The 14,154-nt window shown below is 39.9% G+C and carries 11 protein-coding genes and 1 pseudogene; 7 read left to right on the plus strand and 5 right to left on the minus strand.

Annotated elements, in window-relative coordinates; translation table 11 throughout:
* Positions 1 to 96: 96 nt before the first annotated feature.
* Entirely contained in the window at positions 97 to 1,326 is a 1,230-nt protein-coding gene (gene sstT, locus LPB68_RS16680) for a serine/threonine transporter SstT (protein WP_068661107.1), read from the minus strand.
* A gap of 253 nt (positions 1,327 to 1,579) precedes the next feature.
* Here sstT and LPB68_RS16685 point away from each other — a divergent pair, with 253 nt between their 5' ends.
* Positions 1,580 to 2,452 carry a YitT family protein gene (locus LPB68_RS16685; RefSeq protein ID WP_068661108.1) on the plus strand — a complete coding sequence of 291 codons (873 nt, stop codon included), beginning with the start codon at positions 1,580 to 1,582 and terminating at the stop codon, positions 2,450 to 2,452.
* 37 nt (positions 2,453 to 2,489) lie between these two features.
* Here LPB68_RS16685 and LPB68_RS16690 read toward each other — a convergent pair whose 3' ends face one another.
* The 3 genes from LPB68_RS16690 to LPB68_RS16700 form a co-directional block, all read right to left on the minus strand.
* Positions 2,490 to 3,944: an MFS transporter gene (locus tag LPB68_RS16690; protein ID WP_082865837.1), complete on the minus strand. Its 1,455-nt coding sequence runs from the start codon at positions 3,942 to 3,944 to the stop codon at positions 2,490 to 2,492.
* A 262-nt stretch (positions 3,945 to 4,206) separates the two neighbouring features.
* On the minus strand, positions 4,207 to 5,988 hold the full coding sequence (locus LPB68_RS16695; protein ID WP_068661113.1) for an ABC transporter ATP-binding protein: 1,782 nt from the start codon (positions 5,986 to 5,988) through the stop codon (positions 4,207 to 4,209).
* Positions 5,975 to 7,750 (minus strand): ABC transporter ATP-binding protein, encoded by a 1,776-nt coding sequence (locus tag LPB68_RS16700; protein ID WP_068661114.1) that lies wholly within the window; start codon positions 7,748 to 7,750, stop codon positions 5,975 to 5,977. The genes LPB68_RS16695 and LPB68_RS16700 overlap by 14 nt, the downstream gene beginning before the upstream one ends.
* Positions 7,751 to 8,027: 277 nt before the next feature.
* Here LPB68_RS16700 and LPB68_RS16705 point away from each other — a divergent pair.
* A pseudogene (locus tag LPB68_RS16705) lies at positions 8,028 to 8,444 on the plus strand (M48 family metallopeptidase); the annotation flags it as partial.
* Between the two features lie 64 nt (positions 8,445 to 8,508).
* Here the strand turns inward: LPB68_RS16705 and LPB68_RS16710 are convergent.
* Positions 8,509 to 9,966 carry an esterase-like activity of phytase family protein gene (locus tag LPB68_RS16710; protein ID WP_068661115.1) on the minus strand — a complete coding sequence of 486 codons (1,458 nt, stop codon included), beginning with the start codon at positions 9,964 to 9,966 and terminating at the stop codon, positions 8,509 to 8,511.
* Positions 9,967 to 10,086: 120 nt separating this feature from the next.
* On the opposite strand from LPB68_RS16710, the gene LPB68_RS16715 reads away from it, so the two are divergent.
* From LPB68_RS16715 to LPB68_RS16735, 5 genes are all read left to right on the plus strand, one after another.
* On the plus strand, positions 10,087 to 10,569 hold the full coding sequence (locus LPB68_RS16715) for a GCN5 family acetyltransferase (protein ID WP_068661116.1): 483 nt from the start codon (positions 10,087 to 10,089) through the stop codon (positions 10,567 to 10,569).
* A gap of 79 nt (positions 10,570 to 10,648) precedes the next feature.
* Positions 10,649 to 11,125 carry a hypothetical protein gene (locus LPB68_RS16720; RefSeq protein ID WP_068661117.1) on the plus strand — a complete coding sequence of 159 codons (477 nt, stop codon included), beginning with the start codon at positions 10,649 to 10,651 and terminating at the stop codon, positions 11,123 to 11,125.
* A 192-nt stretch (positions 11,126 to 11,317) separates the two neighbouring features.
* Positions 11,318 to 12,712, plus strand: a complete 1,395-nt coding sequence (locus LPB68_RS16725; protein WP_068661118.1) for an MATE family efflux transporter — start codon at positions 11,318 to 11,320, stop codon at positions 12,710 to 12,712.
* Positions 12,713 to 13,138: 426 nt separating this feature from the next.
* Positions 13,139 to 13,384 carry a bacterial transcriptional activator domain-containing protein gene (locus LPB68_RS16730; RefSeq protein ID WP_068661119.1) on the plus strand — a complete coding sequence of 82 codons (246 nt, stop codon included), beginning with the start codon at positions 13,139 to 13,141 and terminating at the stop codon, positions 13,382 to 13,384.
* Between the two features lie 169 nt (positions 13,385 to 13,553).
* The gene (locus tag LPB68_RS16735; protein WP_068661120.1) at positions 13,554 to 13,901 is read left to right on the plus strand and encodes a LytR/AlgR family response regulator transcription factor; all 348 of its coding nucleotides are present in this window, start codon (positions 13,554 to 13,556) and stop codon (positions 13,899 to 13,901) included.
* Positions 13,902 to 14,154: the final 253 nt, after the last annotated feature.

Below are 14,154 nucleotides of genomic sequence, written 5' to 3' on the forward strand. Positions count from 1 at the left end.
TGTTAAGTTCGAAGTAGCGAAGAGAACGGAATTGTCCTGAAGAAGCGGTAGCGTTCGCCTACAAGCTTTCCGTAGTTGCCTTTTATCAATATTTTTTTAAATTTTAATCACAAAATCCTTGCCTTCTTTACGTTTCTTTGCATATTCAGCTGTTGCTGTAAAAAGTAGGTCGGAGGATGAGTTAAGAGATGTTTCAAAAGAGTCTTGTAAAACACCGATGATGAAACCTACACCAACGACCTGTATCGCAACATCATTCGAAATACCGAATAAGCTGCATGCTAGAGGAATCAGTAAGAGCGACCCGCCGGCAACACCTGAGGCACCTGCAGCAGCTACAGCGGATAGAATGCTAAGCATGAGCGCCATACCAAAATCCACTTCAGTGCCAACCGTATGAACAGCAGCGAGAGTCAAGACAGAAATCGTCACAGCTGCACCCGCCATATTAATGGTAGCACCTAATGGAATGGACACCGAATAGGTATCCGCATCCAGATCCATTTCCTCACATAATCTCATATTAACTGGGATGTTTGCAGCCGAACTGCGAGTAAAAAATGCGGTAATCCCACTTTGCTTGAGACAATGAAAAACAAGTGGGTAAGGATTTCTACGAATATTTAGATATACGATCAATGGATTTACAACAAGCGCCATAAATAGCATACATCCAATAAGAACAAAAAGCAGTTTACCGTAATCGAGCAAGGAAGAAAGTCCATTTGCTGTAATAGAATCAAAAACAAGTCCCATGATGCCTAATGGTGCTAAGCTAATTACCCATTTGACGATTTGTGAAACGGCATCTGAAAAATTATCGAGCATGTCTTTTGTGCTGTCTTTAGCATTTCTTAAAACAATCCCAAGAAGGATAGCCCATGTCAGAATACCGATATAGTTGGCATTCATTAAGGCGTTAACTGGGTTGTCGACAACCTGAAATAGCAAAGTCTTAAGGACTTCTACAATCCCTTCAGGTGGAGTCAAGTCGCTAGCACCCGTTACAAGTGACAAGCTTACCGGAAACATAAAACTTGCAATAACAGCTATTAGCCCAGCCAAAAATGTACTTAAACCATATAGAGCAAGAATACTTTTCATATTCGTTTGCTGGCCTTTTTTGTGCTTTGAGATAGCTGACATCACTATGAGCAAGACCAATACAGGAGCAACTGCCTTTAATGCGGATACAAACAAGGATCCGAAAATGCTGATTCCTGTTGCATTAGGAATGGATAAAGCCAAGGCTATACCAACTATAATGCCCAGAAGTATTCGTTGTACCAGACTGACTTTGTTCCACTTGTGTATTAATGTTCTCAATTGATTTCCCCCCGGTTTCAATTTAACAATATAACTATTTCTATTTATTGAGACAAGTTTATATTTAGAGTAAGTTTATCACGAAAATTGTCGGTTGTGTTCGAGTGGTAAATACTGTGCATAAATATACACTTATCAACAAAAAGTTGTTCAACTTGCAAAAACTGTGCTATTTATTATAGACTGTTTTCTATCGTCTATTTTTCGGAACGTAGTAACCAAAATAGAAATTAATTAGAAAAGGGGAAATTAAATGCATCGAGCTAGAAAACAAAAAACCAACAAACTGAAGATACTCTCAAAAGTATTATTGATTATTATTGGGGCTCTAATAGCTGCATATGGACTAGAGTCAGTATTAATACCAAACAACGTCTCAGACGGTGGTGTGACAGGTCTAAGTATCGTTGGTTCACAACTATTTGGATTACCGTTAGGGCTCCTAATTGCTGTACTTAACATCCCTTTTGTGTGGTTAGGATATAAGCAAATTGGTAAAAGTTTCGCTATTTATTCAGTTATCGGTATTGCTTCACTAGCCATCGGCACTAGTCTTATGCATCATGTACCCACAATTATTCAAGGTGATACCTTATTAATTACCGTTGTTGGTGGTATTATCATTGGTTTTGGTATGGGGTTAGCATTGCGTAATGGTGGTGCAATAGATGGGATTGATATGTTAGCTGTATTACTTTCACGAAAATTACCTTTTGGGACAAGTGATCTAATATTATTCTTAAATATGTTTGTTTTTATTGTTGTTTCAACAGTATTTAGTCTACAAGGAGCTATTCTGTCAGCCATCGCTTACTTTATTGCTTCTAAAGTAATTCATATTGTTGAAGAAGGGTTAAGCGGTTCTAAAACCTTTAAAATTATTACAAAACAACCTGAATTAATGGTAGAAACCATTCGTGATCGATTAGGTCGTGGGGCAACATATAGCGATGCTTACGGTGGGTATTCAAATGAACAATTTAAGGAGATCACATGTGTTATTAACCGTTTGGAGGAAAGCAAAATTAAGGAAATCATTCATGAAATTGATGAGAATGCCTTTGTTACGGTATATGATGTAGCAGAAGTTAAGGGTGGTAGTTTCAAAAAGCATAATATTCATTAGTAACAAACTTAATGAGTACTCTACACTTTCCTAATCATCAAGCCTTATGTAGTTTCAGTCTTTCTAGCATCGTATCCGTGATTACGAGAATCCCAAAACAAACTAATACGGTTCCTGTGAAGATGAAACTTAAGCTTAGATCAAATGGTAGCATCCCAAGTAAAGAAGAGCCAACGACAACGCCAAGGGAGAAGAACGCATAAAAGTACCCATATGCCTTGCCACGCGTTTCATTCTTCGTCGATTGAATCAATAGCGTATTAATTGATGGGAATAAGAAGGCGAATCCCAGTCCGTAGATTGCCATTACTGTATAAAGTGTCAGCGTTGTCTCTGATTGTCCAAGTAGCATCTGACTACAACCTAATAAGCTCACGCCAATCAGAAGGGTATACACAGACGGAACTTTATCAAAAATTCGGTTCGTCGGTAGCACAAACGCCAACACTGCGATAATTCCAAACATACTCATAAGTGTCCCAGACATACGAGAGCTGTACCCAAGTGATTCAACATGTAGTGGTAGTAAATAAGCCAGCACCCCTTGTGAGAACATAAGGAAGAATGCACCACCAAAGGATTTCAGTACCCCTTTATTCCACTCGAATATCCCTCCTGTATCCACTTTTTTATCTTTATTTATTTGAATGCGTAGGAACAGGAAGGTCGTCACTGTTAGGATCAGACCAAATACAGCGACAAACGTAAATACTGTGGGTACAGTTGTACGGCTTGCTAGAATCCCACTAAATGCTGGGCCAATAATCGCAGCGATTCCAATGAACGAACCTGTGACCGCGCTTTTACTACCTAATTTATCTTGAGCAGTCGTGTTTGCTAGGAGTGTAAATGCAGCTGGTACAATCAGTCCTCCAAAGAAACCATGCACACAACGAACAATTAGAAGCGATGTAGTATCATATATCAAGTGATAAGATAGTAGCGATAAGCTCGTTGTAATGAGTCCAAACACTAAAATCTTAAAGGGTCCTACTTTATCTGTTAATACACCTGACAAAATATTACCGAACGTATTTGAAAAAGAATACATTCCTACAACAATCCCCGCGACAAAGGCCGTCGCTCCAACACTTGTTGCAAATGTACTAATAACGGGTAATTGCGCAAATAAGTCAATAAACGAGAAGAAGATAATACCGTAAACAAGCCATGATTTCTTTAAGGGTTTTATAGAATAGCGGTGCTGTACCTTTGTGAGCTGCCAATCAAGCGCGAAATTTCCAAGCGGAATAAAAGCAGCAATTAATGCTACAATAGACCACCAGGCACTCCACTGAATACGAAGTGCTGCATAAATGATCGTCAGTACATAAAATACAAAAATACCACCATGAATACTCCCGTTAATCGTCACAGCTAAAGGAAAGTCTGCATAATATTTCAATGGCATCGCAATACATAATAGTGTGAGAAGCGAAATTCCGTCTAAAATGCCTGCGATACGTAACAAAGTAATGGGGGACATACGCATCGTTTTGAACCTCCAATTCAAATAATAATTAGAAAATCTACAATAATATGATTTTATATGAATCAATATCATAATAACGCAAACCTATATAAATGTAACTATAGTCCTCATTTAAGCTACAAAGCGATTATGAAAATAAGCTCACGAATTCCAATGGAATCGTGAGCTTGTTTTTCAAAATATAAGAAAGTATAAGTTTTACGCTATACTTTCTTATATTTCTCGCTTAAACACTTACCGTCCTTATAAGGACGGTAAGTGTTTATACTTGTGCTTCCATCTTTTGCGCTGAGTAGAGGCGATAGTAAAGACCTCTCTGTGCCATAAGTTCATCGTGCGAGCCGCATTCTGCGATACCCTTATCAGAAACGAACATGATACGATCGCAGTTTTTGATAGTGGACAGCCGATGCGCGATAATGAACGACGTTCGTCCTTTAAGCAACTCATTCAGACCTTGTTGCAGCAGACGTTCAGTCTTGGCATCGATCGACGAGGTTGCTTCATCTAGGATGAGAACACGTGGATCAGCCAGAAGAGTCCGTGCAAAGGAAATGAGTTGTCGTTGTCCTTGTGACAGCTTCGAGCCACGCTCATTGACTTCTGTGAGGTAACCTTGCTCAAATTCTCGGATGAATTCATCGGCACATACTGTTTTCGCAGCAGCGATGATCTCCTCTTCGGTGGCATCAAGCCGACCATAACGAATATTGTCTAGGATCGTACCTGAGAAAATAAAGCTGTCTTGCAACATGATGCCCATTTGACTACGTAATGATTTTAGCTTCACTTGCGAAATGTCATGGCCGTCGATGAGAATACTTCCGCCAGTCAAATTGTAAAAGCGTGAAATTAAATTGACGACCGTTGTCTTACCCGCACCTGTTGGACCTACAAGAGCGATACTCTCTCCTGGTTTAACATCGAAGGAGAGGTTCTCCAAGATATTAACGCCTGGGTCATAGGCGAAGGTCACGTTGTCGAAGGTTACATTACCCCGAATGGAAGGGAGTTCTTTCGCTTCGGGAACGTCGCTTACGGTAACAGGCTCATCCAGAGTTTCGAAGATCCGCTCGAGGTAGGCAACAGCGTTGATAAAGCTGTTGTACAGGTTCGAGAGGTTCAGAATGGGCTGCCAGAAGCGCGCAGCATAGCTACCCATAGCAAGAATAACACCAAAGGTAACATCCTTCGGGCTCAATGCGAGCAAGCCAACTAGATAGATCATGGTTGTCACAATCGTAGCCAAGTTATCAACTGTAAATGGAATTAAGGCATTGTAGCGTAGCGCTCGCATCCACTCTAATCGGAAATTAGAAGCTAGACGCGTAAATATCCCTTCGTTACGCTGTTCACGCGAGAAGATCTGCGTCACACCGATACCACTGATACTCTCCTGCAAATAAGCATTTAGATTGGAACTTTTGTTAGACACCGCTTGCCAAGCACGCCGTTGTCGAGTCTTAATTAACAACATGACGCCAAGGAAGACAGGCAATCCAGCAAGAATAACAAACGAGAGTCGTACATCAACGGCAAACATAAAGATAGCGATAAAGATCAAATTCACAATTTCTAGAATGAAGTTAATAATACCGTTTGATAACACATCTGATACTGAGTTTACATAATTAACCACCCGGATGAGAATCTTGCCTTGTGGACGGTCATCGTAATATTTAAAAGGAAGTTCCTGCAAATGTTTAAATAAATCCGTACGGATATCGAAAATAATGTCCTGACCGACAGTTGTCATAATTCGTGAGCGGATCGTTGCCAATATAACACTGACCACAATGGTAGCTAGCATGAGTGCAGACCAACCTACTAGCGAGTAGACATCCTTATCGGGAATGGTCACATCGACAACATGTTGTAGAATGAGCGGTGCAGATAACGCAATACCTGCTGAAAGTGCACTCAGTACAAACGCAAGAATCATGGGCTTCTTTTGTTTTTTAATATATACTAGAGCCCGCCGGAAATGCCTAATATCAAAGGGAGACTCCAGATTTTCATCGATGTCAAATTTATTCCTTGCCATGGGTCGTCACCTTCCTTCCAATACCTTCGTTCTGGAGCATAAACACTTCATAGTAGTAACCACGTTTCGCCAGCAATTCCGCATGGGTACCTTCTTCGATGATGCGGCCGTCCTCTAGGATGAGAATGCGGTCCGCTGCTGCGGTCGTAGATACACGCTGTGCGATGATAATCTTCGTGCAGGAATAATCAAGTTCGCGCAGACTTTGCTGAATATGTTCTTCCGTCTCAAGATCGACAGCGGATGTCGTGTCGTCCAGAATTAGGATGGGACTATGAACTGCAAGAGCACGTGCTAATGCAATACGTTGCTTCTGTCCACCAGAGAGACCTACACCTCGTTCACCCACTATGGTGTCGTATCCCTCAGGCATTTTGGTGATGAAATCATGTGCTGCAGCAAGCCGGGCATATCCGATCGTCTCCTCTTCGGGAATATCGGGATCTCCATAGGCAATATTGCCGTCGATTGTGTCGGAGAACAAGAGAACGTCCTGCGTGGCTATGCCGATATTTCCTCGAAGTTGATCAAGCTCCAGCTTACGCACGTCTATGCCATCCACCAGAACTCGCCCCTCTGAGACATCGTAGAATCGCGGAATCAAATTGACCAGAGTTGTTTTTCCGGAACCCGTGGATCCCATAATGGCAATGGTTTCTCCGGCTTCAACCTTAAAGCTGACATCGTCTAGCACCTTCACATTGTCGTATTTGAAGCTGACATGGTCAAACTCTATACGTCCATCATACCGACGTTTCTCTACAAGGTTGTGCTCATTGACGATGTTTGGTCGAGCATAATAGACATCAATAATCTTGCTCAAGCTGGCAAAAAAGCGTTGAATGTCATTAATAATGATTCCGATGTTACGCATCGGATTGGAAATAGCCCAGATTAATGAAGAAAAGGCAGCATATTCACCAAATGTGATTCGACCGTTCATGACAAACAAACCACCTACAAGCATTAAGATCACGTTGAAGGCTTGTGCGAAGGTTTCCAGATAAGGAAAATAGTCAAGCCATACTAATGCAGCCGTTTTGTTCGCCTTTGAATAGTTGACGTTCTTGTCTGTGAATTTCTCAATCTCGTAATCCTCACGGGCAAATGCCTTAACTACACGGTTTCCTGAAATATTCTCCTGTGTGGTTGTGTTAAGTTGGGATAATCGCTCACGCAGGTCGATATACATAGGGCGGACGCGCTTAGCGAATATGTAGGCCACTACAAATATCGGTGGTGATAGGATGAGTAACCACAACGTTAGTTCGGCATCAATGGTGAAAAAATAGATGACGGCGGCAATGAAGATAACCAGCGATTCGATGATTGTTTTGATAATCCATGCCATCGAGTGCCGAACCATATCTAGATCACCTGTCATTTTAGTCATAAGGTCACCCGTACGGTTATGGTCGTAGTAATGCATATCTTGCCCTTGAATCTTGTTGTAAAGAAAAATACGGATACGGTATAGCATATTTTGCGATGAGCGCTCATACTGCATCGTTGTCAAATAGGCTAGGCCGGTGCGGAGTAAGGAAAAGCCAATCATGCTCATACACAGCATAATCAAGAACGCTCGTTCCTCAGTTAAATTCTGTATTGCGTTGTCTCCAGTTATAAAAGTGTCGACAATCCGTTGGCTAATGTACGGATTCACGATCGTGAGGGATGAGCCAACTACAGAAAGGACGAGCGCTAGAATATATCTCGTTCGATCTCCCTCTAGGTTCTTCCATAGCCATTTAAGTTCAAACATTAGATCACCTGTTTCTGTGTGTTCACACACCTAGTTGAGATTTTGTTCCCATAATTCAAACAAGGTGATTATACCACAATAATTAGCCTGAATAGACCTATGTTTTTTCTTCTTTTTACATTTACTTGTATTTAAATCAGTCCTTTTTTAGATCAATTCTGTTGGGTTGAAAAAGAAGGGTTAAAGGAATGCCTAGATCTTGTATTTGTATTACTCCGCAGTTTTAGGTATAATTTCACCTGCTAATAAAGAAAGGAATGTGTTAGAGAGAATGCATAAGTTCCTTCATCTCGGAAAAGAATATTATCTTCATGAACTAATAGATACGAATGAATTAGAAGAAGAGGCACTCAAAAAGAACCTCAAGAAATTTTATTTCACTAGTTGTAAAAAGATTGTAGGAGAACGTATTAAAATATATCAGAAACAATTGGGCGTCAAACCTAAAACCATAGAGATCGTAGAGTCAAGAACGAAGTGGGGTAGTTGTAATTCAGATAAAAAATTGACTTTTAATTATCGTCTAGCGATGGCTCCTATAGAAGTAATCGATTATGTGGTTATCCATGAACTTTGCCATCTAACACATATGAATCATGATCGATCATTCTGGCGACGAGTGGGTAGTGTGATGCCAGATTATAAGAAAAAGGAAGAGTTTCTAGCAAAATACGGACATGGCATGATAATTTAAGCCCCAAGCAAGAGATGCAGCTTGGGGCTTGAATTATATACTTTAGAGATGTGATGTCAGTGGATTATTTTATTGTGTAAGGCAGTTCGAATGTCCACAACTCGGTACCATTCTCCGTCGTAGTGCTACCTATCCCGAAGTCATTGTCGTTGATGATGACGAGCTTGTTACCATCCACGAGCGATAATCCTTCGATTTTCTCATATGGATATTTGAACTCGACTGCATCTAGTATAGTACGCTTCGATGGTGGTAGAATATCATTTGTTTTTAGATCTGCAATGGTCATTTGTTCGAGTGTTTGTCCAGAAGCATTCGTGGCATCATCGTATTTATTGAGAATATTCGTTGCTGTAGATAAGTCAATTGAGTAGATTCGTTTCAATTGTGCTTGATCACCAGCAAATTTATCACGTTCGTCGATCAAGAGTGTGTTCTCGTTAATAACGACCATGTCAGAAAGTACTATATCAGCTTGAGCAAGTTTATTGAATTTCGTTGCATCTTCTAAGAGATAGGCATATTCCGCTATTGGATGCAGTGTTGCCAGATCGAACTTGATGATACGAACTTGACGTGAGTTATCCATAGACTTATCAGGGTTACGTAGAGCATTCTGCATTGCCATGAACATGTATTTACCATCTGGTGTGATGCCAACGGACTCGGCACCACGGTTCTGACGAAGACTATTGTAGACTTCGGGAAGTACCTCACGTGCAGGTACTAGTGGTGTTGAGACTTGTTCAGCCCATCCTTGGGGTACAATACGTTCAATAATCGTTCCATCACGTTTAACATGAACGATAGACGGGCCGTATTCATCTGATATCCAGAAGGTGTCATCATTCGCGTTATATGCGAGACCTTCAATATCGAGACCATAAGGGTCATAAGAGAGTTGCTGCTCCGTTTCCGCATTATAAGGAGATTCATCTCGGCCATCGATATTTGGTAAGCCTGTAATGTTAGCTGTACCAGTCGTTGGATTGATGCCATTGACTTTCAGGGGGATTTCTTCAAGAATTATGATTTCACCATCTGCGATCTGAATTTTGTAAATGGTTGGTGTGTAATCAGCTAATGGGAACGTACGAAGTGTTGTTCCATTGATTTCTATTTGACCATTTGGCCCACGGTCAGCTGTAGAGTAGAATACATTATCCGGGTCCCCGGGTAGATGTGTCAGTGAGGAACCAACACCCATTTTGATTCCTTCTGCTAAGTTCGGTGCTTTTAGTGAGTATGTACTGGTCAAGATAGGTTTATCCGTTAACGATACGCTGCTACGAAATTCATCCCAATCGACATATTTTCCGGTTGCTTCACTAAATGCACGTATGGGTAAATATAAACTGCCGTCAAAATTAACAGCTGGGGTTGATGGCGCGATGACTTGTCCATTGCTCGAATACACAATCTTGTCTGCAGTATTACCATTCAAGACAGATGCGGTTACAGTACCAGTTCCTAGAGAAAGAGTAAGTACTGCTGTTGCGGTGATCGTCCATATTTTCTTCATGTTAATCTTTCTCCCTTCGAACGGTTAATATTATTACTATGTAGTATACTATCAAGAGAGTGTTAGCTACATGTCATTACTGGTCCATAGATTTGTAAAACTACATATAGGAGAATTGAAATGCCTACGATTACAAATAAAGTATTTAATCAAGAATTACAAACGGTGCTAAGTGAATTAACATCTGGTTACCACGCAGGGGAATTGAGTAAGAAGAATGCCTCAGAATTACCTGAAGAACTACATGTTATCGAAGTTGGTCATCAGATGGTGGGATATGGTGTGGTTTGGGAATATGCTAGTGGTAAACAGTTAGTTCATAAAGCGGAACAAGATTATTTTGACGATGATGAGAGATACCTTCAGAAAGACTTCTATATTGAAATGAAAAACAAAAAAGATATTGTATTTATAGAAGCATTAGATGTATTGAAAGAATTTGAAGGTAGTGGTTATGCTGCTTTCTTTGTTGATTGGCTTAAGGAGAAATATCATAATAAACAAATGTATGTATATTCGTTAGTGAATTCGAGGAATTTTTGGTATAAGCAGGGGTTCGAAGTTGTTGGGAGCACAGGTTGGATGACGATATCTCATAAATGAGCATATAGAATCGATTTGAGTAGAGTCTTTAAATTTGGGTAAAATATGAATATAGGAAAACGATGATGGAGGTCATTTTATGGAACCCAATAAAGGAAATCAACGACGTAATCAATATCCTTTTGTTCTGCTCATTTCTATATGTATTTTGTTAACCGCCTGCTCTAAAGGTCAGACTGAATCACTAAAACCAGCTCCTGCAGATCAAGTTGGAATTCCCGCTGGAGTAGACATTAAGAAGGTCATCCAAGATGGAGTTCTAGACAATGACTATCGTAAAAAAGTGGAATTGCTCACAGACGGCGGGAAGCGGGTCACAATTACTGATCCGAAAGGTGAAACTGTCATGCAACAAATAGAGTATGAAGGTGTCATCTTAGAGGTGAATGGTACTAAGGTTACTGTTCAAGTAGAAAAAGGAGGGCAACAATCCGTAACCATTCCAAGTGATGTTGTGATCGAAGATGATGAGAACATTGGAATAAACAAAGGTGTTGAAATCGAATGGACAGTAAATAAACAAGGGAAAATCGATAGCGTGGAATTGGATGATTAGTAGATGAAACTAGTCATGATATCAGGAATAACTTTGGAGTGGGTGAGATACCGCTCTTTTTTTTGTTGGTGACGAAATTCTTGTAGGAATACTTATCACTGCGATATTTTGGTAGGAGTGGTATAATGATGCGAGTTAGCTCAATGATCAACGATGACAATGAACATAATACAACCAAAGAAGTGATATAAGATGAGCGTTATAAGTTCGGGTATGAAACAAAAAACAGTTTATTTGTTAAATAAGTATTTTACAGGGGAATCGATAGATTACAAACAAATCATTGCTATCATTGTTCCAATACTTGTGGACCAGGCATTTCTGATATTAATGAGTTTACTGAATACAGCGATGATTAGCTCATCAGGGGTAGCTGCTGTTAGCGCAGTGAGTATGGTGGATTCACTGAATATTTTCTTGATTAACGTATTTGTCGCTGTGGCTACAGGTGGTACCGTTATTGTTGCCCAGTATAAAGGTAGTGGGAACCAAGAGATGGTATCGAGGGCTGCTTCACAGGCTATTTCTGCAGTTGCTATATTATCTATATTTATTAGCGCAGTCGTTATCTTGTTCCACACGCCTACCTTGAACTTGTTATTTGGTAATGCGGATGCAGATGTCTTCGATATTGCGAGAATTTACCTTATCGGTAGTTGTATCTCCTATCCATTTATTGCGATATTTCAAGCTGTGAATGGTGTGCTCCGTGGGGTTGCAGAGACTAAAGCCTGCTTGGGACTATCATTAATTATGAATATCACTTATTTAATTCTGAATGTTGTATTAATCACAATTTTTGATATGGGTGTTATGGGTCTAGTGATCTCAATGATTCTAGCGAGGATATTGGGAATGGTTACTTCGATCATCTATATGTTGAAATATAATCAGACGTTACGTTTCAAAATAAGAAATGCGCTACATCTTGATTTCTCTATTCTAAAAAAAATTATGTTCATCGGGATTCCATTCGCTGCAGAACAAATGTTTTTTAATGGAGGAAAACTGTTAACACAGACATTTATTGTCCATTTAGGGACCCTTGCGATGACGGTCAATGCCATCAGTGGCTCGATATCACTATTATTTCAAATCGGTGGGAATGCACTTAGCATTGCTGTGGTCACGGTTGTTGGTCAGTCTATTGGACGAAGGAATGTTCAGGATGCGAGAAAATTTATTAAATCGTTTATTGGTCTCTCCACGGTGTTCTTCGTGTTAGCAACGGCAATCATATTGCCATGCTTTCCATTCATCGTGAAGTTGTTCTCGCCACCGGAAGAGATTATACCATCGATCTTCGCACTCACTTTATTAATTGCAATTGCTCAACCGTTCTTGTGGTCATTTAGCTTTATTATGCCGTCAGCCTTACGTGCAGCAGGGGATTCGAATTTCACCTCAATATCTTCCTTGCTATCGATGTGGTTATTCCGCGTGATCCTTGGATATATTCTAGGAATAACACTTGGATTCGGAATTATGGGAGTATGGGTAGCCATGGTAGCTGAATGGGGTATTCGTGGAGTGGTCTTTACGTGGAGATTCAGAGGGGATAAATGGTATGCACATAAGTTAATATAGTAGAATCAATTTTAAAATTGTTTTATATAACTATTTCAATTATTAGACAATTCTAAGTAAATTTATAAAAGGGAAATTCAAAAAAAAGTATCGAATATAGTACTTTTGAATCAAGTGAAAGAAATAAGTCAGATCTTTAGGAGTGCACTACATGAGTTTAGGTAAATCTTATGCTATTCATCTCCTATCTGTCATTTAGAAAACGAAAGCTTCATACCGATTTTTACGTTTTTCATGCATTTAACAAACTATTGGTTATCTTTATATTCAAGCCATCGTGGGTATGACTCTATTCGTGATGTCGTATCTGCAAGCAGTACCACTTATTCGTAAGCAGATCATGGTTATGACCCTTGGAGCTGTAGCGCCGAGGTTAGCGAATATGCTATTGATGCCTTCGATATCTAGAAGGCTTTTCTGTGGGCCATGAATGATATAGAACGATTTTCGAGGATGTATGCTTTTCTTCAAAAACTGCTAGCTCGTGATGAATTGGACGAAGAGGTTATTCGATTGCTCTTGAAGACATATCATGCACAAAAGGACAAGGTTTCTTTGATCAGACAGTATGTGGAGTATGTAAAAGTGCTGCGGAAAGAGCTTGGAATTAGTCCTTCGGAGGAACTGGTTGTTCTGTATTCTCAAATAATATTCAATCTTGATAGAATGTGATAAATGTTATATCGCTTTTTGTAAACCTGCGAAGCTAGATACTGAGCGGTTTTTTAGTTTTTTTACCGAAAGTTTATCATTATTCTTTCATTGACGAAATGTAGACTTAGGTACAGTCAAACATTCTGGGTGTCAAGGTAAGAGAGGTGAATCTGTCGGAGTGCTTAAAATGATGGTTGTTGATGACAATATCGATGATCTGAAAGCCATCGAAAAGATGGTGGGTACCATTGCAATCGTGGAGTGCGAAGGATGTTATACAAAGCCTCAAGAAGCATTATTGGATATAACGCGAAGCGCGCCTGATGTGGTGATTATTGCTGTAGAGATGATGGAGATGAATGGACTGTCCTTCACTAGAAAGCTACAGGGAATTCTTCCTGAGATTCATGTTATTCTTGTAGCACGAACCGGTCATTACGCTAGAGAGGCTTACGAGGTTGGTGCAAGGAGATATCTTATAAAGCCCTTCGAGAGGGAGAGTTTGAAGAGGCTACTTGAGAATGTATTTAGTTGAAATATATCAATTAAGAGGAGTGAACAAATTATTAATAGCCTATGATAAAATTGGATATTAAGTACTTATGCGAACAACTGGGTATTGATATCACAAAACTGTATACACCATCTCTGACAAAAGATAATAATGAGGTATCAAACATACATCAAATGGAAAATAAAAATAAGAAATGTTAAAGGAAATGTATAGCGTGGGTAATAACAGAAACTAACTCGACTGGCGGACCATTAGGCCTGATCGGGTTATTTTC

Origin of the sequence: Paenibacillus crassostreae (assembly GCF_001857945.1) — a bacterium.
Lineage (GTDB): Bacteria > Bacillota > Bacilli > Paenibacillales > Paenibacillaceae > Paenibacillus_AQ > Paenibacillus_AQ crassostreae.